Origin of the sequence: Oleiharenicola lentus (assembly GCF_004118375.1) — a bacterium.
Classification (GTDB): Bacteria; Verrucomicrobiota; Verrucomicrobiia; order Opitutales; family Opitutaceae; genus Lacunisphaera; species Lacunisphaera lenta.
This window is the reverse complement of record NZ_SDHX01000002.1, coordinates 1156605-1177283: the sequence shown is the minus strand read 5'-3', so window position 1 is coordinate 1177283 and position 20679 is coordinate 1156605. Positions and strand designations below refer to the sequence as shown.

General features: G+C 66.7%; 17 protein-coding genes. 10 read left to right on the top strand and 7 right to left on the bottom strand.

What is annotated here, in order from left to right; genetic code table 11:
* Window position 1: 1 nt before the first annotated feature.
* The 3 genes from ESB00_RS18500 to ESB00_RS18490 all read left to right on the top strand — a co-directional run bounded on the left by ESB00_RS18500 (window position 2) and on the right by ESB00_RS18490 (window position 1968).
* Entirely contained in the window at window positions 2-718 is a 717-nt protein-coding gene (locus ESB00_RS18500) for a class I SAM-dependent methyltransferase (protein WP_129049605.1), read from the top strand.
* Between the two features lie 76 nt (window positions 719-794).
* Window positions 795-1277 carry a hypothetical protein gene (locus ESB00_RS18495; protein ID WP_129049603.1) on the top strand — a complete coding sequence of 161 codons (483 nt, stop codon included), beginning with the start codon at window positions 795-797 and terminating at the stop codon, window positions 1275-1277.
* The gene (locus tag ESB00_RS18490) at window positions 1261-1968 is read left to right on the top strand and encodes a DUF3299 domain-containing protein (RefSeq protein WP_129049601.1); all 708 of its coding nucleotides are present in this window, start codon (window positions 1261-1263) and stop codon (window positions 1966-1968) included. Before ESB00_RS18495 ends, ESB00_RS18490 begins: the two co-directional genes overlap by 17 nt.
* Before the next feature lie 117 nt (window positions 1969-2085).
* Here ESB00_RS18490 and ESB00_RS18485 read toward each other — a convergent pair whose 3' ends face one another.
* Window positions 2086-2541, bottom strand: a complete 456-nt coding sequence (locus tag ESB00_RS18485; RefSeq protein WP_129049599.1) for an acetolactate synthase — start codon at window positions 2539-2541, stop codon at window positions 2086-2088.
* Window positions 2542-2627: 86 nt separating this feature from the next.
* Between ESB00_RS18485 and ESB00_RS18480 the strand changes: the two genes are divergently transcribed.
* Window positions 2628-3530, top strand: coding sequence for a cation diffusion facilitator family transporter (locus ESB00_RS18480; protein WP_246026524.1), 903 nt, complete (start codon window positions 2628-2630; stop codon window positions 3528-3530).
* 13 nt (window positions 3531-3543) lie between these two features.
* Here ESB00_RS18480 and ESB00_RS18475 read toward each other — a convergent pair whose 3' ends face one another.
* The gene (locus tag ESB00_RS18475) at window positions 3544-3966 is read right to left on the bottom strand and encodes a YciI family protein (RefSeq protein WP_129049597.1); all 423 of its coding nucleotides are present in this window, start codon (window positions 3964-3966) and stop codon (window positions 3544-3546) included.
* A 232-nt stretch (window positions 3967-4198) separates the two neighbouring features.
* On the opposite strand from ESB00_RS18475, the gene ESB00_RS18470 reads away from it, so the two are divergent.
* The 5 genes from ESB00_RS18470 to ESB00_RS18450 all read left to right on the top strand — a co-directional run bounded on the left by ESB00_RS18470 (window position 4199) and on the right by ESB00_RS18450 (window position 12460).
* Window positions 4199-6601 carry a TonB-dependent siderophore receptor gene (locus tag ESB00_RS18470; RefSeq protein ID WP_164976312.1) on the top strand — a complete coding sequence of 801 codons (2403 nt, stop codon included), beginning with the start codon at window positions 4199-4201 and terminating at the stop codon, window positions 6599-6601.
* Between the two features lie 8 nt (window positions 6602-6609).
* On the top strand, window positions 6610-7866 hold the full coding sequence (locus tag ESB00_RS18465) for an MFS transporter (RefSeq protein WP_129049593.1): 1257 nt from the start codon (window positions 6610-6612) through the stop codon (window positions 7864-7866).
* 17 nt (window positions 7867-7883) lie between these two features.
* Window positions 7884-9251 carry a class-II fumarase/aspartase family protein gene (locus tag ESB00_RS18460; protein WP_129049591.1) on the top strand — a complete coding sequence of 456 codons (1368 nt, stop codon included), beginning with the start codon at window positions 7884-7886 and terminating at the stop codon, window positions 9249-9251.
* On the top strand, window positions 9248-10474 hold the full coding sequence (locus tag ESB00_RS18455) for a helix-turn-helix domain-containing protein (RefSeq protein WP_129049589.1): 1227 nt from the start codon (window positions 9248-9250) through the stop codon (window positions 10472-10474). The genes ESB00_RS18460 and ESB00_RS18455 overlap by 4 nt, the downstream gene beginning before the upstream one ends.
* A 159-nt stretch (window positions 10475-10633) precedes the next feature.
* Entirely contained in the window at window positions 10634-12460 is a 1827-nt protein-coding gene (locus ESB00_RS18450) for a phosphoenolpyruvate carboxykinase (GTP) (protein WP_129049587.1), read from the top strand.
* A gap of 246 nt (window positions 12461-12706) precedes the next feature.
* Here ESB00_RS18450 and ESB00_RS18445 read toward each other — a convergent pair whose 3' ends face one another.
* The 5 genes from ESB00_RS18445 to ESB00_RS18425 form a co-directional block, all read right to left on the bottom strand.
* Window positions 12707-13273, bottom strand: a complete 567-nt coding sequence (locus ESB00_RS18445) for an MOSC domain-containing protein (RefSeq protein WP_129049585.1) — start codon at window positions 13271-13273, stop codon at window positions 12707-12709.
* A gap of 94 nt (window positions 13274-13367) precedes the next feature.
* Entirely contained in the window at window positions 13368-15002 is a 1635-nt protein-coding gene (locus ESB00_RS18440; protein WP_129049583.1) for a peptide ABC transporter substrate-binding protein, read from the bottom strand.
* Between the two features lie 184 nt (window positions 15003-15186).
* Window positions 15187-15687 (bottom strand): hypothetical protein, encoded by a 501-nt coding sequence (locus ESB00_RS18435; RefSeq protein WP_129049581.1) that lies wholly within the window; start codon window positions 15685-15687, stop codon window positions 15187-15189.
* Between the two features lie 454 nt (window positions 15688-16141).
* Window positions 16142-17053, bottom strand: a complete 912-nt coding sequence (locus tag ESB00_RS18430; protein WP_129049579.1) for a phosphoribosylaminoimidazolesuccinocarboxamide synthase — start codon at window positions 17051-17053, stop codon at window positions 16142-16144.
* Window positions 17054-17106: 53 nt separating this feature from the next.
* Entirely contained in the window at window positions 17107-18168 is a 1062-nt protein-coding gene (locus ESB00_RS18425) for a LacI family DNA-binding transcriptional regulator (RefSeq protein ID WP_129049577.1), read from the bottom strand.
* A gap of 183 nt (window positions 18169-18351) precedes the next feature.
* Here ESB00_RS18425 and ESB00_RS18420 point away from each other — a divergent pair, with 183 nt between their 5' ends.
* The gene (locus ESB00_RS18420; protein ID WP_129049576.1) at window positions 18352-20673 is read left to right on the top strand and encodes a TonB-dependent siderophore receptor; all 2322 of its coding nucleotides are present in this window, start codon (window positions 18352-18354) and stop codon (window positions 20671-20673) included.
* Window positions 20674-20679: the final 6 nt, after the last annotated feature.

Sequence of the window (20679 nt, the reverse complement as noted above, 5' to 3'; positions counted from 1 at the left end):
CATGTCCGCAACCACTCAACCCCGACCCTTCGACGCGCAGCACGCGGCGAATTACGACGACCGCTGGGCGCCGCTCGCGCCGCTGCGGGACAGTCTGCACCTGCAGATGAGATTCATCCTCCAGGAGCTGCCTGCCGCGGCCCGCGTGTTGTGCGTGGGCGTCGGGACCGGGGCCGAGCTGCTCGCGCTGGCGCGCTTCTTCCCGGGCTGGCGCTTCACGGCGGTGGAGCCTGCGGCGCCGATGCTGGAGGTTTGCTGCCGCAAGGCGGCGGAAGCCGGGATCGCGGAGCGCTGCGTGTTTCATGCCGGCTACCTGCACGAGCTGCCGCCGACTGAGCCGTTTGACGCGGCCACGACGATTCTGGTTTCCCAGTTCATCACCGACCGCCCGGGCCGGACGGATTTCTTCCGCGCGATCGCGCGGCGGCTGCGACCGGACGGTCTGTTGCTCACGGCCGACCTGACCACGGCTCCGGCGGGCCAGCACGAGAGTCTGCTGGGTGTGTGGTCGCAGATGATGCGGCACATCGGCGCGGGCGAGGCCCAGATTGAGGCGATGCTCGCCAGTTACGGCCGGGAGGTGGCATTGCTGCCGGCTGCGGAAATGGAAGAGCTGCTGACCGAAGCCGGTTTTGTCCGGCCGGTGCGTTTTTCCCAGTCACTCTTGATGCAAGCCTGGTTCGCCCGGCTTGCGTCCGGGTTTCCGTCGTGTGCCTGACTCGGTCATGTCCGCATGGTGGCGCGGGTTTGACTGGCGCGAAGACACCGGCTGACTTCCCTGCGTCGCACTTCCCATGAAAACCAACCTGTTGCTCTTGCTGACCGGCGCGTTGCTGGTGCTCGCCGGCTGTTCGAAAAAGGATTCCGCCGCGCCCGCCCAGGGTCACCACCACCACGCCCCGCATGGCGGCGTGCTGGTTGAACTGGGAGAGCATCAGTTCAACCTGGAGATCCAGTTCGACGAGAAGCGCGGTGTCCTGCAGGCGTGGGTGCTCGACGGCCACGCGGAGAATTTCGTGCGCATCGCCCAGCGGGAGTTCGAGGTCCAGGCGACCGCGGCGGACCGGGCCCGCGTGTTGGATTTCGTGGCCGTGGCCAACACGATGACCGGGGAGACCGCCGGCGACACCTCGCTGTTCGAGGTGCCGGCCGAGTGGCTGCGGACCGCCAAAGCTTTTGACGGACGGATCAAAGCGATTACGGTCCGGGGCGTCACTTTCAACGACGTCGCCTTCCGTTTTTCCGTCCAAGATCAGGATCATGGTCACACGCACTAAACTCCTTTCGTCCCTCGCCCTCGGCCTGCTGCTGGGGGCCGGGGCCGTTTCCGCCCAGCCCAGCTGGTTGCGCAATCTGGGCCCCCACGACCTGTGCTGCGGACCGAAGGCGATGAACGATTTCGGGCCTACGGCCGCTGCCTTCGCCTCCCTTGAGTCGCGCGACATCCTGCAGCCCGCCATCCCGGCCCTGCCCCAGGCGGCGGCGACGGTGGCCATCGGCCCGGCCGCTTCGGCCCCTTCGCCGGCGGCAACCGAGATCAAACCCACCGCCGAGGCTGATGCCGCAGGCGTATACCAGGTCACCTTTGTTCACCTCTCCGCCTACGAGTTCGTGGCGCCGCCCGACGAGAAGCAGGCCGGGGAGGCCGAGAAACAGATTCCCGCACCCGTGAAGGCGCTCGACGCCAAGAAGGTCGCCGTCACCGGCTTCATGCTGCCGGTGAAGATGAACGAGGGCCTCGTCACCGAGTTCCTGCTGGTCAAGGACCCGATGGCCTGCTGCTACGGCGTCATGCCGAAGGTCAACGAGTGGGTTGTCGTGCGCATGAACGGCAAGGGCGTGCCGCCGTTGATGGACGTGCCGATCACGTTCGAGGGCACGCTCAAGGTCGGCCAGATCTACGAGGGCGGCTACCTCACCGGGCTCTACCTGTTGCAGGGCGAGCGTCGGGTGGAATCGAAGGGCTGAGACCGGCGCTTCGCGCCGGAAGTAACAAGGATCAAGTAACAAGTGCCAAGACTCCTGCCCGGAGGTCTTCTTGATACTTGGCCCTTGCTACTTGTTACTTCGCGGACGCGCTGCGCGTCAGCGCGAGATATCCCGCTGCGTGAGCACCTTGAAGCCGCGGGTGTTGAGCGCGCTGCTCGCGAGGTCGTAGTCCTCCACACTGAGCGCCAGCGCCGAGCGGCCCTTGGGGCGCACGAGGAACGCGTAGGCGTAGTGGATGTTCACCTCGACGGTGAGCAGGGCGTTGAGCACGTCCTTGACCTGCGATTCGTCGCGGAACTCCACCGCGAGCACGTCGCTTTCGGTGAAAAAGAAATTGTTCGCCGCCATCAGTTCGCGGGCGCGCTCGGGGTCGTCCACGATCATGCGGTCCAGCGCGGTGTCGGTCTGGTCGATCGTGGTGATCGCCATGATGTGGATGTTGTGCTTCGCGAGCAGGTTCACGAGGTCGTGCAGGCGGCCGACGCGGTTCTCGATGAAGACGGAGAACTGCTTCACGGGCTCAGCGGCGACAGGTGCGGCGGTGTCGGACATCGTTTCTGGACGCAGACCCTACACCCGCGGCCGGGGCCGGTCAATGCCGCCTTGAGCCCGGCGCGGGCCGCGGCAAGGCTGTCCCGATGCACGCCGCCGAATCGCATGCCCGCACCGCCCGCCGCGCCGAGGAAGGCGCGCGGCTGGTCCTGCGCGGCATCGGGCTCAACCTGGTGCTGGCGGCGGCGAAGTTCGCGGGCGGCATCCTCGGCAACACCTACGCCCTCATCGCCGACGGCGCGGAGTCGCTGCTCGACATCCTGACCTCGCTGCTGGTGTGGACGGGGTTTCGCGTGGCCGCGCAGCCGCCCGATGCGGATCATCCCTACGGCCACGGCAAGGCCGAGGCCCTGGCTGCGCTGGCGGTGGCGGTTTTCATTTTCCTCATGGCCGGCTGGGTCGGCTGGCACGCGGTGCGCGAGATCATGACCCCGCATCACGGACCGGCCTGGTGGACGCTGCTGCTGCTTGCCGGCGTGATCGTGGTGAAGTGGCTCTTTTCCCGGCGGCTGGGCGCGGCCGGCGAGCGCACGGGCAGCACGGCGCTCGGCGCCGAGGCGCTGCACCACTGGACCGACGCCATGACCTCGGCCGCGGCCTTCGTCGGCATCGCCATCGCGCTCATCGGCGGCAAGGGCTGGGAAACGGCCGACGACTGGGCGGCGCTCTTCGCCTGCGTGATCATCGGGTTCAACGGCGCCGGCATGCTGACGAAGGCGCTCGGCGACGTGATGGATTCGGCGGTGCCGCAGAAATTCGAGGGCGAGGTGCGCACGCTCGCGCTCGCCGTGCCCGGCGTGCAGGCCCTCGACAAGGTGCGCGTGCGCAAGAGCGGTCTGAGCCACCTGGTGGACATCCAGGTGCGCGTGGACGGCGGGCTCACCGTGCGCGAGGGCCACGACATCGCCCACGCCGTGAAGGACGCGCTCATCGCCTCTGCCGCGCACGCCATCAGCGACGTGACCGTCCACGTCGAGCCGATGAAGTGAGCAGAGCCGCACCCTACGGGCTGGCGGGAAACGCGGGGTCGCGGATACTGCCCTTCATGGTCAGCCAGGGGTGGATTTCGACTTTGAGCCGTCCGGCGCGGATGGCCGGATCGGTGGCCGCGAGGACGCGGGCTTCCTCCAGCGTCGCGCACTTGAAGATGAAGATGCCGCGCCAGTCACCGTCGTCCATGAAGGGGCCGGCGACGAGGAGCTTTCCTTCTTTCGCCAGTCGCTCGATGTTGGCCATGTGGCCCGCCTGGATGGCCGGGAGTTCGTCCTTGGGGATGGCGTCGGCCTGCGGTCCGCGGGTCAGCAGTCCGAAATAGTAAACGGTCATGTTGGAGGGCAGGGCGGGCGCAGTCGGATCGACGGCCTGCGCTGTGACCCCGAAAATTCCGGCAATCAACAGACCAGCGAGAAGAGCGCGGATGTTCATACGAGGGAGATTGTCGACGGGCGACGATTTAGCGAGTCCGACCCGGTTGGCGGCGGTTCGAGATGCGGTAATCAGGGTTATCGCAATTTTCTCCTATCCTTGCTTGGATAATACCATCGCTTCCGCTCGCGCGGGGCAAAGCCCGGGGTTTGCTCCCAGACAAGACCGGCCTTTGTCCACGCAAGCGCTGCGGGCGAGGCTGGGCCGGTCCACCCCAACCCCAGCTCCATCCATGCAATCCGCGAACCTGCCCCATGCTATGTTCGGACGGCCCCGTCCCAGTGCCCGCGCACTTGCGGCCGGCTGCCTCCTGCTCGCTGTCTCCGTCTCCGCCCAGACCGCCGACCCCACTCCTTCCGACGGCGAAAAGAAAAATGAAGTGCTCGTGCTTTCGACCTTCCAGGTGACGGCCCAGGCCGACGTCGGCTACCGCGCCGGCAACTCCGTCTCAGCCACGCGCATCGACACGGCTATCAAGAACCTGCCGTTCTCCATCAGCGCCTTCACTTCCCAGTTCATCGCCGACATCGGCGCGCGCGACCTCTTCGACATCGCCCAATACGCGCCGGGTGTGACGCACGCGGCGGTCGAATTCGCCTCGGGCAACTCGACCTATGCCATCCGCGGCTTCAACCAGAACCCCCAGCGTAACGGCTTCGTCGGCGAGGCCTACATCGACGCCGCCACGATCGAGCGCGTTGAGGTCGTCAAGGGTCCGGCTTCGGTCCTCTACGGCGAAGTCGCGCCGGGTGGCACGGTGAACTACATCACCAAGCGCGCCGCGCCCAAGCCCTTCGTCGGGGTGTCCGTGCGCGCCGGCGACCACAACTACGCGCGGGCGTCGCTCGATCTCAACCGGCCGTTGGTGGCGGACAAGCTCCTCTTCCGCCTCAATGCCGCCTGGGAAAACGACCTCGAATATTTCGAGCCTGGCGAGGCGAGCACCACGGTCATCGCGCCGACGCTGACGTGGCGCGTGACCGACAAGGTGGCCGTGACGCTGGACTACCAGAAACTGGACAAGAAGGAGACCCCGCCCTTCGCCACGCGCCTGCCCACGACCCGCATCGTGGCGCCGCTGCCCTCCTCGGGCATCCTGAGCACGGCCAGCGTGCTCCAGCAGAACAGCGGCGAGGACCGCGGCTTCGGCAACTTCTACCCGCTGCCGGACAACTTCACCATCTCGGCCAACACCGACCGGCGCGATTCGGTCATGGAGTCCTTCAACGCCGAGCTGACGGCGCAACTGGGCGAACACTGGACGGCGCGCGCGAACTTCAACCGCAGCGAATACGAGATCTGGTTCAAGGGCACGGGTCTGGGTCAGATCAACATCACGGTGCCCAATCGATATTTCGCCGGTGCCTATCCCACGAGCAACACCGCCGAATACCGCGCCGCCGCCGCCGTGTATGCCGCCGATCTGCTGAAGAATCCGCGGCTCGCGCTCGACGCCCCGCACGCCCAGATGCAGCGCCGGCTCAACCTCCAGGAAACCTTTGGTGAAGGTCGTGCCGCGCAGGCCGAGATCGCCGGCAAGTTTATCGTTGGCCATGCGGAGCTGAAGCCGCTCTTCGGCGTCAGCTATCTGGAATACCGCGACAACACCCGCATGCGCCAGGTCGCCGCGGGCCTGTTCCCCGCACCCTGGAACATGTATGTCCCCAGCACCTGGAACCGCGACACGGACTACGACGCCGACAGCATGCCGCTGACGCAGTTCGACCGCGGCAACCGGCGTAGCAAGGCGGTCTACGCCATCCTCAACGCCGATCTCTTCGATGGAAAGATGTTCGGTGTCGCCGGCGCACGGTTCACGCGCAGCTCGGGCTCCAACGACAACTTCCTGAACGCGAACGCCAGCATCGGCAAGGCCGAGCACGAGAAGGTCACGCCGCAGGCCGGCCTCGGGTGGAAGCCGCGGCCCGACGTGCTGCTCTACGCCTCCTACAGCTCGTCGTTCCAGAACGCCATCGCCAACCTCCAGATCGCCAACGTGCCCTCGGGCCCCGCGGCGCCTTCCACGTCCGAGGGCTACGAAGCGGGCCTCAAGACCGACTTCTTCGGCGGACGGATCTCGTCCACGATCTCGGTCTTCACCATCGACCAGCGCGAACGCGTGATCAATTTCAACACCACCAGCCCCACCGGCCTCATCCAGGTCAACCGCATGCAGGGCACGCTCGACCGCAGCGAGGGGGTCGAGGCCGAGGTGACCTGGTCACCCACGGACAGCTTCCAGGTCTATGTCAGCGCCTCTCACAACAACGTGAAGGTCATCTCGACCCCGGCCGGCACGGAATACCTGCTCGGCTCGCAGCCCGAGAACACGGTGGAGAAGCTGGTCAATCTTTGGGCCCGTTACACCGTGAAGGACGGCGCGCTCAAGGGACTCTGGCTCGGCGGCGGTTTCAACTATTCCGGCCCGAAGGCCCAGCGCGTGAACAACCCCGCGCTCTTCACCGACCCGTTCACCCTCGTCAACGTCGCGGCCGGCTACGACTGGAAGTGGCAGGACCGTCCGGCCAGCCTGACGCTCAACTGGCACAATGTGACCGACGAGAGTTACGTGCCCGCGGCCTTCCTCCGCGGCCGGCCGAGCACCGTCACGGTTGAGTTCAAGGTGAAATACTGAGTCCTCGCATGAGCGCCCCCGCCGCCCCCCTGCAGCTCCGGCTATGTATGTTCCTGAATTACTGCGCCTATGCGATTCAGCTGAACAGCGTGGGCATCGCGGTGCTGCAGACGCAGCGGAGCTTCGGCGTGTCGCTGGTGGAGGCCAGCACGCTGGCCTTCTACAAGGGCCTCGGCATCCTCAGCGGCGCGCTCATTGCCGGCTCGTTCCTCAAGCGCATCGGCTACAAGCGCGCCATGCTTATCGCGCTCGCGGCCTCCGCGCTCGTGCTGGTCGCGGTGCCGGTTTTCGTGAGCTTCACCGCGGTCAAGGCCGTGTTCCTCGTGACGGGCCTGAGCTACGGTCTGATGAAGGTCGCGCTGTATTCGACCATCGGTCTCATTTCGCCCGGCAAGAAGGAGCACGCGAGCCTGCTGAGCTTCGTCGAGTCGTTCTACAAGATCGGCAGCCTGCTCACGTTCATTGTCTTCGCCGCATTCACGAACAACAACGACCCGCACTCCACCTCCTGGTCCTACGCCTACACGCTGCTGGCGGGTCTGATGGCCGTGGCCTTCGTCCTCCTGGTGTCCACCCCGCTGGACGAATCGAGCGTCCGCGAGGATTCGGCCAAGCCGCTCTATCTGCCGTTTCTCGAAATGGCCCGTCTTGCGATCACGCCGGTGGCGGTGACCCTGGCATTCCTGGTCTTCGCAGCGATTGTGACCGAGCACGGCTTCATCAACTGGCTGCCGACCTTCAACACCAAGGTCATGGGCCTCGTGCCGACGCTCGGCATTCAGCTGGCCGGGCTCTATGCGATCTTTGCCATCATCGGGCGGGTGGGCGTGGGTTTTGTGCTGAAGCGGGTCGCCTGGTTTCCCGTGCTCGTCGCCTGCATCGCCGGGGCGGCCGGCGTGCTCGTGCTCGGTCTGCTGGCCGCCCGGGGCGTGGTGCTGTCCGCCGTGGCGGACTGGCGCGAAGTGCCGCTGGCGGTGTGGCTGCTGCCGCTGACCGGCCTGTTTGTCGGCCCGATCTGGCCGGTAATGCACTCCGCGGCCCTGACCACGCTGCCGGCAGCGCGGCACAACACGCTGGCCAGCCTCAGCGTGGTCTTCTCCTCGACCTCCGGTGCGGTGGGCACGCCGCTGCTGGGCGTGGTATTTCACCACTACGGCGGACTTGTCGCCCTGGCGGCCTTGCTGGTGCCGCTCGCGATCCTAGCCATGGGCATCGTCGTCCTTCGGCGCGTGAAACAAGCCATGCCGGCCGCGAGCCCGGCCTGAGGGTGCTCTACTATCCCATGAACGTCGGCCTCTTCGATTCCTTCATCACGCGTGGCTGGTATAACGCCGCGGCCCGCCGCGTCTGGAGCGACACGGGCACACTGCAGGCCTGGCTCAAGGTCGAGGCGTGCCTCGCCTGGGCCCAGGGAGAACTCGGCGTCATCCCGCGCGAGGCGGCGCAGGAGATCGACCGGCATGTTGACATTGGCGGTTTCGACCTCGACCGGCTCACGGAGGATATCGCATTCGCGCAGCATCCCTTCGTCCCCGTGCTCCGCCAATTCGAGAAACTCTGTGGCGAACCCGCCGCCGGCTACCTCCACTGGGGCGCGACCACCCAGAACATCTTCGACACCGCCAACGCCCTGCAGATGGCCGAAACCCACGCGCTGACCCTGGGCTTTCTCGACGAAGCCATCGCCCGGCTCGCGGTGCTCGCTCAGGAGCATAGGCTCACGCTCCAAGCTGGCCGCACGCATGGTCAGCACGCGCTGCCCATGACCTTCGGGTTCAAGGTTGCCGGCTGGCTCGACGAGTTGGTCCGCGACCGGGCGCGGCTGGCGGAGCGCTTTGCGTCGTCGTTTGTCGTCTGCATGGGCGGAGCGATCGGCACTTTCGCCGCCATGGGACCGCGCGGGCCGGAAGTGGAACGGCTGATGGCGGAGAAGCTCGGCCTGCAGGCCGCCGGCCTGCCGGCACGCGCCTCCTGCGACCGGATCTGCGACTACCTGTCCACCCTCGCCCTGCTTGCGGGCACCACGGAAAAGATCGCGCGCGACATCGTGTTTCTCCAACGGACCGAGGTGGGCGAGGTCGCGGAGTCCTTCCATCTCGGCAAGGTTGGCAGCTCTACGATGGCGCAGAAACGCAACCCCTCGACCTCGCTCATGCTTATCTCGATGGCGCGGCTTTTGCGGTCGCGCGTCACGCTCTGCCTGGAGTGCATGGCCCGCATGGACGAGGGCGACTCCTCGGCGACGAACGTCAACGACGTCACGCTGCCCGAGATTGCGGTCCTGGCCGTCAGCCTCGCGGAGACGCTGCAGCGGCTGGTGGCCGGGCTCACGGTCAGTCCGAAGGCCATGGCACACAACGCTCGGCTCACCCACGGCCTGATCGTCTCGGAGGCGGTGATGATGCGCCTTACGGAATCCATGGGCCGGCACGAGGCGCACCACCTGCTCTACGAGGTGGCGCAACGCGCGATTTCCGAGGGGTTGCCCTTCCTGGAACTGCTGCGGGAGCAGCTGCTCGTGCGCGGCAAGGATCTGCCTGCGGGCCTCAACGGCGCCCTGGCGGTGGAAAACTATGTCGGCGAATCCGCCCGCCTGGCGGACGAGGCCGTCGCGCGTGCCCGGCGCGGACTGGCGACAATTCCCGCATGAACTCGTCCTTGGCACGGGAGGGCAGGGCGATAACGTGGAAGCCGGTCACCCCCGCCGCGCCGTCCCGCCGGAGCCCCGCGATGAACCTGCCGGAACCCACGTCCGCCGTGCAGACGCCCCTCGAACAGATGGGGCCCGCGCTGCGCGCCCAGATCGCGCGCCTGGAGGGTGGCGCCGATGCCTGGCGCATTCCCGCCCTGAGCCGGCGCTATCAGCCGGCGGCGGGCATGCACTACCACTTCTGCCCCGAGCTGTTCATTCTCACGGGCGGCGAGTGCGATTTCCAGTTCGCGGCGCAGAGCCTGACGGTGCGGGCCGGCGAGGTGTGTCTCGTGCCGGGTGGCATCGCGCACAGCGAGCGCGTGCGGCGCACCGACTCCGACTACCGGTCCATCATCGTGAATTTCTACAACAAGACAGTCTATGTCCACGGGGCGCACGACAACGGCCACGGGCTGCCCGCGCCGGACAACATGTATTTCTTCACGACGCCGCTCTACGCCGACATCATCACGTTCCTGGACCGCGTGGGAGAACTCGCGCACGAGGACGAGGCGGCCAACCGCGTGCCCATCCGCGCACTGCTCACCGCCACACTCGCACTGGTCGCACAGTTGGTGGAAGCGCCGCAGGACCAGCCTTCGCCGGTGCGCGACATCGTCACCCGCTGCCAGTGGCTGGTGAAGCGCCACGCCAACAACTGCGAGCTGAGCCTCGGCTTTCTTGCGAAGGAGCTGGAGCTTTCGCCCAGCTACCTCTCACGGGTCTTCAGCGACAAGACGGGCGAGCGCCTCGCCGAATACATCACGCGCATCCGCATCCAGAACGCCGCCGACGGCCTGCGCACCACGCAGCTCAGCGTGAAGGCCATTGGCGCCGCCTGCGGCTTCAGCGACACGAGCTACTTCTGCCGGGTGTTCCGGCAACTCATCGGGCAAACGCCGCAGGACTACCGCGCGCGCTACTATCGGGCCAGCCTCGAGGTCGAGCGCCGCCCCAAGACCGTGCTGGCCGAGGGCGCGCACTTCGTCGGCGGTGGCGTCTATGCGCCGCTGGCCCTGAGCGAGCTGAACGTCTTCGACGCCCTGCGCTGCACGCGCCTCAGCATCAAATCCATCGCCACCGGTCTGGGCTTCGTGGACGAGGCGAGCTTCGCCAAGTTCTTCCAGGCCGCCACCGGCCAGACCCCCGCCCAGTATCGCGCCGATTCGCAGGTGGGGTGATCTCGGCTTCTCCGCGCATGGATTGTCCGGGTCATATCGTGCGGGCCGGCCAATTCATGCGGCGCCGGGAACTAATCAGTTCATGCACTTCATTTAATTCGCGCCGCGCCGGATGCCTTTCCCGTTTACTCTCCAAGGCGCACCCGTAGCCTCGGTTACATGAAAACGGACGCTGGCACCCCCCTGTGTAGCAACCCGCATCTGATTCGCTGGGTGAATAAGATGGCCGCCCTCTGCAAGCCGGACAACATACACTGGGTGGACGGCTCGCAGGAGGAATACGACGGCCTCTGCTCGCTGCTCGTGGACGGCGGCACCTTCATCAAGCTCAACCAGAAGAAGTGGCCCGGCTGTTTCCTCGCCCGCTCGGACCCGGGCGACGTCGCCCGCGTCGAGGACCGCACCTTCATCTGCTCGCTGTCCAAGGACGCCGCCGGCCCGACCAACAACTGGGTCAACCCCTACGAGATGCGGAAGACGCTCAAGAGCCTCTTCAACGGCTGCATGAAGGGGCGCACGATGTATGTGCTCCCCTACAGCATGGGCCCCATCGGCTCGCCCATGTCGCAGATCGGCGTCGAGCTCACCGACTCGCCCTACGTCGTCATCAACATGCGCATCATGGCGCGCATCGGGAAGAAGGTGTTCGACCTCATCGACCAGAACTTCAAGCGCGTCGTGCCCTGCGTGCATTCGGTCGGCGCCCCGCTCAAGAAGGGGCAGAGGGACGTCGCCTGGCCCTGCAACAAGGAGAAATACATCGTCCACTTCCCCGAGACCCGCGAAATCTGGAGCTACGGCTCGGGCTACGGCGGCAACGCCTTGCTTGGCAAGAAGTGCTTCGCTCTCCGCATCGCCAGCGCCATGGCGCGCGACGAGGGCTGGATGGCCGAGCACATGCTCATCCTCGGCGTCGAGGACCCCAAGGGCGAGAAGACCTATGTGGCCGCCGCCTTCCCCAGCGCCTGCGGCAAGACCAACTTCGCCATGCTCATCCCGCCCCCGCACCTGCAGAAGCAGGGCTGGAAGGTGTCCACCGTCGGCGATGACATCGCGTGGATCAAGCCCGACGCCGACGGCCGCCTGCACGCCATCAATCCCGAGGCCGGCTTCTTCGGCGTGGCCCCGGGCACAAGCGTGAAGACCAATCCCAACGCCATGGCCGCCCTGGCGAAGAACACCATCTTCACCAACGTCGGCCTCACCGACGACGGCGGCGTGTGGTGGGAAGGCATGACCGACGAACCGCCCGCCCACCTCATTGACTGGCAGGGCAACGAGTGGACGCCCGCGCTGGCGAAGGAGAAGGGCGTCAAGGCCGCGCATCCCAACTCCCGTTTCACCGCGCCCGCGGCGCAATGCCCCACGATCGACCCCGCCTGGGAAAAGCCCGAGGGTGTGCCGATCAGCGCGATGGTCTTCGGCGGACGCCGGGCGACGACGATGCCGCTCGTGTTCCAGACCTTCAACTGGAGCGCGGGTGTCTATGCCGGCGCGACCATGGGTTCGGAGATGACCGCCGCCGCCGCCGGCACGATCGGCAAGGTGCGCCGCGACCCGATGGCCATGCTGCCGTTCTGCGGCTACCACATGGGCGACTATTTCCGCCACTGGATCAAGATGCAGAAGTCCATCAACGAGACCCCGCGTATCTTCCACGTGAACTGGTTCCGCAAGGATGCCGACGGCAAGTTCATGTGGCCGGGCTTCTCGGAGAACATGCGCATCCTGAAATGGATCGTGGACCGCGCCCGCGGCGGTGGCCGCGCCAAGGAAACGCCCATCGGCTGGATGCCGCGCTACGACGACATCGAGTGGAAGGGCCTGGATCTTTCCCGCGAACAGTTCGAGGCGCTGCAAGCCATCGACCGCGCCGCCTGGCGCACCGAGGTGCTCAGCCACGAGGAACTCTTCCTCGACCTGCACGCCCACCTGCCGAAGGAGATGATGTTCGAGCGCGAGCTGCTGATCTGCCGCCTGCTCTGAGGCGGCGGGCGCAGAGACAGCAGATTCAACCGAGATGTAGCCGCGCCTGAGTCCCGCGTCCGCGGGACGAAAGCGTGGTCAGGGACGACCACGTTGTTGCTGTGCTCCAACGCGGCTACATTTCAATGCAAACCGCGTCGCGTTAATTCTGCGATCGGGGTGTGGTTCGAGGCGGGAGCAGCGGGACTTTCTTGGTGCGCCCGCAAAGCTAAGAAGCAGCAACTGAAAATTGAAACCCTGGTTGAATCATCCGCGCAGGACTTTCCGCACGACATCGCCCTCGCGAATCGTTCCGGGTTGCACGACCTTGGCGTTGATGCCGCGGAGGTTCAGGGCGCGGCCGACCGGGGAGTTGACGAACTTCATCGCCGCCGCGCCGAAGCGCTGGGTGAACTTCGCGCAGCCGGTGTGCGGCACGGCGGTCACCTCGATCACGGCGGTGCCCAGGCTGAGGCGCGTGCCGGGCGGGAGGTTGGCTGCACTGAGATCGAGATCCACGTAGAGCTGGTCGCCAGCGAGCGGCCAGCGGTCGCGGTGGCGGGCGAGGACCGCGACGGAGCGTGCGTTCATGAGGTTGAGCTGCATCTCGGGATTGGCCGAGCCGTCGGGCGTCGAGCGGCTGCCGCGGGTGCGCCAGTTGTCACCGACCAGGCCCTGGGTCAGGTCCAGCTCCGCCACCGCAAGCACCTCCCGCCGGTCCGACTCCGGCCGGCGGACGATCATGGCCAGCGTGCCGCCATCCGCCGGGGACTGCCGGATGTAATCCAGCCCGGCTTCGAGCTCGGCGGGGGACAGATGGAGGTCATCGCTCATGGCGACACCGTGCCATGCCGTGGGCTGCGGGCGAGTGCGGAACGAATTCCGGTGGACACAATCCCCGGACTGGGCGGGCGATACAGCCCGAGGGTCACTCGGGCGTTTCGCCGGCCAGATAGACCCGACTCAGGAGGCGCTGATCCATCAGGTTGTTCGGCCAGTTCCGCACGCGGGGCTGCACGAGGCGGACGGTGCTGCTGAACACGAGCGGGGCGAGCGGCGCTTCGTCGCGGAGGATGGCGTCCATCTCGGCATAGAGCGCGTGGCGCGCGGGCACATCGAGGGCTTGCAGGGCCCGCTCGTAGAGGGCGTCGTAGCGGGCGTTGCCCCAGCCGGTCTGGTTGTAGGAGCCGTTGGTCAGGAACAGCTCGAAGTAGTCGGTCGGCTCGTTGGCGAAGGGATTCCAGGCGCTGCGCGCGATGTCGAAGTTGCCCAGACGTCGGGAGTCGAGGAAGGACTTCCATTCCTGGTTCACCAGCTCGACCTCGATGCCGAGTTCCTGCCGCCACATGCCCTGCAGCACCTCAGCGACGGTGCGGTTGCGGTCGAGGGTGTTGTAGAGGTAGGTGACGCGCGGAAACCCTTTCCCGCCCGGGTAACCGGCCGCCGCCAGCAACGCCCGCGCCTCGGCCGGGCCCTCGGTGACGACGTTGACCGGCTGGTATCCGCCCATGCCCGGCTGGCTGAGCGAACGGGCCGGTTGGTAGCCGCCCTGGTAGGCGACCTTGGTGAGGGCCTCGCGGTTGATCGCGGCGGAGAGCGCGCGGCGCACGCGTGGGTCGTTGAAGGGCGGACGGCTCGTGTTGAACACGATGTAATTGGTGCCGAGGCGCGGCGTGATCTGGAGCGCGGGGTCCCGGGCGGCCTCATAGACCGGGACCTTGGACGGGGGCAGCGAATAGGTCGCGTGCAACTGACCCGCGCGGAAGGCGCGCTCCTCGGTGTCGAGATTGTCGATGGGCAGGAGGTGGACCTCCGCGAGGCGGATCTTCGCGGCGTCGGGGTGGTGCGGGTTGGGTTTCAGCACGACACGGGCGTTGGGCACCCACTCGGCGAGCTGCAGCGGACCGTTGGTCACCATCACGCCGGGACGCGTCCACTTCTGGTTGTCGCGGTAGCGTCCGCCCGTGGCGTCGAGTGTGGGCAGGTGCACCGGCACCCAGGGATAGGCGATGAGATTCTGGATGAAGGCGACGTTGGGCGTGGCCAGGCGGATGACGAAGGTGTGCGTGTCCGGCGCGCTGAACCCGAGCTGCTCCGGGTCGGTGAGTTCGCCGCGCAGGTAGGCCGGCACGCCCACGATGCTCGTGCCGCGCACCGCGAACTCCGCGGCCAGCTTCGGATCCACGATGCGGCGGAAGGAGTAGAGGAAGTCCTGGGCCGTGACCGGGTCGCCGTTGGACCAGCGCCGGTCGCGGTGGAGGTGAAAGGTGTAGGTGAGGCCGTCGGGCGAGATTTCCCAGCGCGCGGCCGCGCCGGGCACGAGCGTCAGGCCGTCATCGCCGCGCTGGACCAGCGGCTCGTAGATTTCGCCGAGGATCATGCTCTCGGACGAGCCGGTGTTGATGTGCGGATCAAGGGTGGCGGGCTCGATGGAATTACCGACGACGAGCACGCGGTTGGCGGACGATGAGCCGGACGAGGCCGACTGGTCCGAACGGCGGCAACCGCCGGCCACCAGGAGCGAAACCGTCAGGACCGAGGCGAGGAAAAGTCGGACGGGCATGGTGTCACTGGAACACAGCCGCGATGGCAGGCGAGGGGAAACGCGGCGGTTGAGGTGGTGCGCGTTGCCCGTTCGATGTGCTGAGGGCCTTGAGCCGGCCGAATCGCCTCCCCAACGCGCCAAGGGTGTCCGCTCCCAGCAAGCGCCCTGAGGAGCAGGTCGCTCCACCTGAGACACCCCAGGCTCAGGGTGCCGGCGCCAGCATCTCCGCCCGCACCGCCATGACCAGGCCCTTGCCCTTGGGATCCTTGGCCCAGACGATCATGAAGTCGTGGGTCTCGTCCACCCACACGGCCTCGTTGGGTGCGCAGACGAAGTCCTGGCCGGCGAAGCGGTATTTCTCGCCGGGCTTCGGCGTGCGCGTGGAGGTGGCGTTGCGGTGCAGGGCAAATTGGCTGTCCACGAACGATTGCGCCAGCGCCTCGGCCAGCACAGCGCGGCCCACGGGCTTGAGGCCCTCGGCGATGGAGAAGCCCTTGGCGTTGAAGGTCACGGTGTAGATCAACCGCTCCGACTGCTCCGTCTCGATGGACCAGTGGGAGACGTTCTTGGCCGCATGCGGCTGCAGCGGCTCCGGCGGACCAAACCGCTTGCGCAGGTCGGCCAACGTTTCGCCCAGCGCCGCGCGGGTGCTCACGGCGGACAGCAGCAGACAGGCAACGAGGATCGGCAGACGACAGCTCACGATTCCTAGGCAAATCACCCGCGTCCGGTTTGGCAACCGCGAGTTCCCGGGGGGATGTCTGCGGATCGAGGTGGAGGGCCGGTCTCCGCACCGGCCGGGATCGGGTGGAGGATAACTCCGGGTTCCGTCATGGCGTTAACGGTGTAGTCCAGCGGCAAATCAGCTGGATCCTTCGCTGCGCTCAGGATGACACGCAGCGGAAAATACCTGCCCCCCAGTCATACTGAGACTCATGACCAAGCTAAGCCTGCTTGGGTGGGACCAACAAAGAACGCCCATACCGTCATCCTGAGCCGTGCGAAGGATCCAGCAGCATTATCGAAAGCGGACATCATCTTGGATCCTTCACTTCGTTCAGGATGACAAACAGGGGAGTTCATTGGCAGCGAAGCGAAGAATCCAGAGGCGGGGTGACGGAGACCCCGCCCTACAACGACCGATCTGGCCCGCCCGTTCAGCCCAGCAAATTCTGCAGCGCGGCGAGGTATTTTTCCTGCGTGCGCGTGATCACGTCGGCCGGGAGGCGTGGGCCGGGGGGCGTCTGGTTCCACTGGATGGCGAGCAGGTGGTCGCGCACGAACTGCTTGTCGTAGCTCGGGGGCGAACAGTCGGGCCGATAGTCGGCGGCGGGCCAGTAGCGCGAGGAGTCGGGCGTGAGCACCTCGTCGATGAGGAAGAGATTGCCGGCCGCGTCGGTGCCGAACTCGAACTTCGTGTCGGCCAGAATCATGCCGGCTTGTTTCGCCCGCTCGTGGCCGAACGTGTAAAGCTGGAGACTGATGGCCTTCACCTTCTCGTAGAGCGCGGCGCCGATGGCGGCTGCGCCCTGGGCGTCGTTGATCGGCTCGTCGTGCTGGCCCTTGGGCGCCTTGGTCGTGGGCGTGAAGATGGGCGAGGGGAGCTTGTCGGCCTGGCGCAGACCGGCGGGCAGCTTGATGCCGCACACCTCGCCTGTCTTCTGGTAGGAGGACCAACCGCTGCCGATCAGGTAGCCGCGGGCGACGCACTCGATGGTGAGCGGCTTCAGCTTGCGCACGATCATGCTGCGCAGCTGGAGGTCGCGGCTGGTAATCCCGCGGCGGGCAAACTCACCGGCCTGGTCGGGCAGGAGGTGGTTGGGGATCAGGTGGCTGGTCTGGGCGAACCACCAGTGGCTCATTTGCGTGAGGATGGCGCCCTTGCCCGGGATGCCGTCGGGCAGAATCACGTCGAAGGCCGAGAGCCGGTCGGTGGCCGTGAGGAGCAGGGCGTCGCCCAGGTCGAAGATCTCGCGCACCTTACCCGACGCGATCTTGGGGAAGGGCAGGCCGTCGATGGTGGTGACGGCGGTCTGGGGGAGGGCGGCTTTGATCTCGGCAAAATTCATGAAGCTGAATTCATCGCACGGACCCGCTGCGAAAGGCAAAGGCGATTATCGGCTCACCCGCCGCGTTTCGCCGGCGCCGTCCGCCCGGGCACCCAATAGCCCTCGATCATGGAGTAAACGGGGCGCTGCGGCAGGCCCTGCTCGTTGTGGTAGAGCTGGCTGGCGAGGATGTCGATGGCCGTGGCGCCGATGAGCGTGAGGTTCTGGTTGATGCCGGTGACCTCCTCGACGTGGTCGAGGTTGGTCTGCTCGACGTCGAGCGCGGCGAAGGCCAGGTCCTGCGGGATGCGGCGACCGGCCGCTTCGAGCGCGAGGAACTGCTTCGGGCCGAAACCAATGACGGCGTCGGGCTTGGCCGTCCGCAACCAGGTCTTCAGCGCGGCCGCCTCTTCGCCGCGAGCGGTGAGGAGCGGTTCGAGCCGCACGGTGCCGAGCGTGCTTTGTGCCGCGAGATAGCCGCCAAGCCAGCCGTAGTTGACGCGCCGGTTCTGGTCCTGATCGAGCATGAGGCCGATGCGGCGGTAGCCGAGTTGGTGCAGCCGCTCGAAGGCGAGGGTCGCGCCGCGGAAGTGGTTGTGCGTGGCCCGGTGCAACGCGAGGTGGTTGTACACGTAGCCGAGGCCGACGCAGATCAGATGACCCCAGTCGAGCTCGTGGTCATAGACGGGCACGGCGAAGGGCGTGATCAGGTTCCCGCGGATGGCGCGCGCCTGCAGCATGCGCGAGGTGGCGGCGGCCTGCGCCCCGCCCGGGCCGAGCCAGAAGGGCTCGAGCCGCATGCCGAGCTGCTGCGCGCGTTTCCGGGCGCCCTCGTAGAAACCCACGCTCGCGGAGTGGTGCTTCCACTCGTCGGGTGCGGGTCCGCCGGTGAGAAATCCGACGACCTCGGGGCCGGACTTGTGCTGCTTGAGGCGCACCTGGCTCATGAGCGCCGAGACGAGCACGTTGGAACGGTAGCCCAGCTCGTCGGCGAGGCGGCGCATGCGCTCGCGGGTTTCCTCGGGGATCGAGGGGTGGTTGCGCAGGGCGAGCGAGACCGTGGTGTGGCTGACGCCGGCGCGCCGGGCGATTTCCCGCAGGGTGGGAGGATTGGACGCGGCGCGGGGTGAGGCCATGCGCGCACCGTGCGCGCGGGGCCGAAACGGCGCAATTCATTTTACGTGGAAAGTTCCGGCGCACTTGGCCGCGGGCGCATGCGCTGCACTGTGCCGGCATCGCCCCTTACCCAGGCGATTGCCGGTGTCCCGCGTGCGGCTCCGCCGCCCGCCCCGCCGGCCAACCCCTGATCCCACCCCACCATGAACCAGCTGCATCCCACGCGAGCCACGGCTCGCCGTTCCCTGACGCCGGCGCTCTCCGCGCTCGCCCTGTTGTCCGTCCTTCCGGCCGCCCCGCTGGCGGCCCAGACCGCCGCCCCCGCCGCGAACAATGACGAAGTCGTGGTGCTCTCCCCGTTCACCGTGAGCGCCGAGTCGGCCGACCGCTACCACGCCGGCGAGGCCATCTCGGCGGTGCGCGTCCGCGCCCCCTTGCTCGACACGGCCAGCTCCATCTCGGTCATCACGCGCGACATGATGGACGATCTCGGGCCGACGCGCGTCTTCGACGTCACCCGCTACGTCGCCGGCGTGCAGGAGGGCCGCGGCGTGCAGTTCCAGGACCGCATGATCATCCGCGGCTTCGAGACCCAGAATGGCGCCCGCACGGTGGACAACTTTCTCCAGTCGGCCGACGCCGACAACATCGTCGAGTCCGTCATCGACCGCATCGAGGTGAGCAAGGGCCCCAACGCCATCCTCTCGCCCGCCGGTGCGCCCGGCGGCTCGCTCAACATCATCACGAAGTCGCCGACCTTCAAGCAGCAGCGCTCCTTCCTCGCCACCGTCGGTCTGTTCGACGCGCAGAAATACATGCTGGATCTGGCCGGCCCGCTTGGCGACGGCGGCAAGTTCGCCTACCGCCTCGTGCATTCGGCGCAGGACTCCGACCGCTACTGGGATGACTCCTACGTCCGCAACCGCACCCTCGCGCCCATGTTCGCCTGGCGCCTCAGCGACAAGACCCTCCTGACCCTGAAGGTCATCGGCGCCGAGCAGTGGCTGTCCCGCGAGCCGTTGCTGATCATCCATCCCGACGTCACCGCCGCCACCAAGGACCCCTACTTCGCCCCCGGCATCAATCCCAAGACGAACAACGGCATCCAGGACTGGAGCCACGTCGAGACCCACAGCGCCGACGTGTTCGCGACGCTCACCTCGCAGCTCAGCGAGAAGCTCAACCTCCGCGTCGCCGCCAACGGCCGCTACTACTACGAGGATTCCGACCAGAACTTCCTCTCCACGCCCGGCCTGAGCAACCGCTACAACCCCTACACCGGCGAGCTGACCCAGGACAGCACCTGGGCCCTGCAGAACACCGCGCTGCCGCACAACGCCACGACCAACCGCTATGTGCCGACGTTCTCGCCGTTCTTCAACCCGGGCAACATCCCGAACCGCGGCGACCGTCAGGACACCCGCCGCCGCACGTTCAACTTCCAGACCGATCTCGTCTATAACACGATGCTCGGCAACACGAGTTCGCAGACCGTCGCCGGCTTCGGCTACTCCCGTCAGCTCGCCTACGGCCGCGGCCGCACCGGCACCATGCCCGGCATCGACCTCAGCCAGCCGGACCGCGAGTTCTACCCGACCTACGGCGCGACCTTCTCGTTCTTCAACCGCAACAGCTACGCCAACACGCAGCTCTACGTGAACCAGCGGTTCGGTTTCTTCGACAACCGCCTCTACCTCACCGGCGGCCTGCTGCGCTACTCGACCAAGACCGTCGGCGCCAACGTCCTGACCGGCGCCACGCCCGCCGTCCTCGATGACGACAAGAACCTCTGGAACCTCAGCGCGCTCTACAAGATCCGGGAGAACGTCTCGCTGTACGCCAGCCGCTCCATCAACGCCTCGCCCGTCATCGCCAACAACCAGCCGCTCTGGCGCTCCGGCGAACAGGACGAGATCGGCGTGAAGTCCGAGTTCCTCAACCGGAAGCTCTCCGTCAACCTCGCCTACTTTGAGATCGCGCAGACCAACGTCACCGTCCCGAACCCCGCCTACCAGACCGACCCGACCCAGCCGCAGACGCTCGTCTCCGACCTGAGCAACAAGGGCTACGAGCTCGAGGTCATGGGCAGCGTCACCGACAACCTGTCGCTCATCGCCACCTGGTCGCACCTCAAGATGCGCGACGCCCTCGGCCGCAAGGTCCGCGCCGTGGCCGACGAGAACGCGACCTTCCTCGCCAACTACCGCATCGCCGAGGGTTCCCTCAAGGGCCTCGCGATCAACGGCGGCATCGTCTATAACGGCCGCCGCGCCGGCGACATCCCCGACGGCAACTTCACCCAGCTCAACGTGGTCAAGCAGGTCAGTTTCTACCTGAAGCCCCAGTACACCACGACCCTCGGCTTCTCCTACCGCTGGAACGAGCGCTACCACACCCGCCTCGTCATCGACAACGTCCTCGACGAGAAACACTACATCTCGGTCGCCGGCGGCCGTGTCACCGGCACGGGCATCACCGCCATGCCCGGGCGCAACCTGCGCCTGACGACCACGATCAACTGGTAAGCCGCC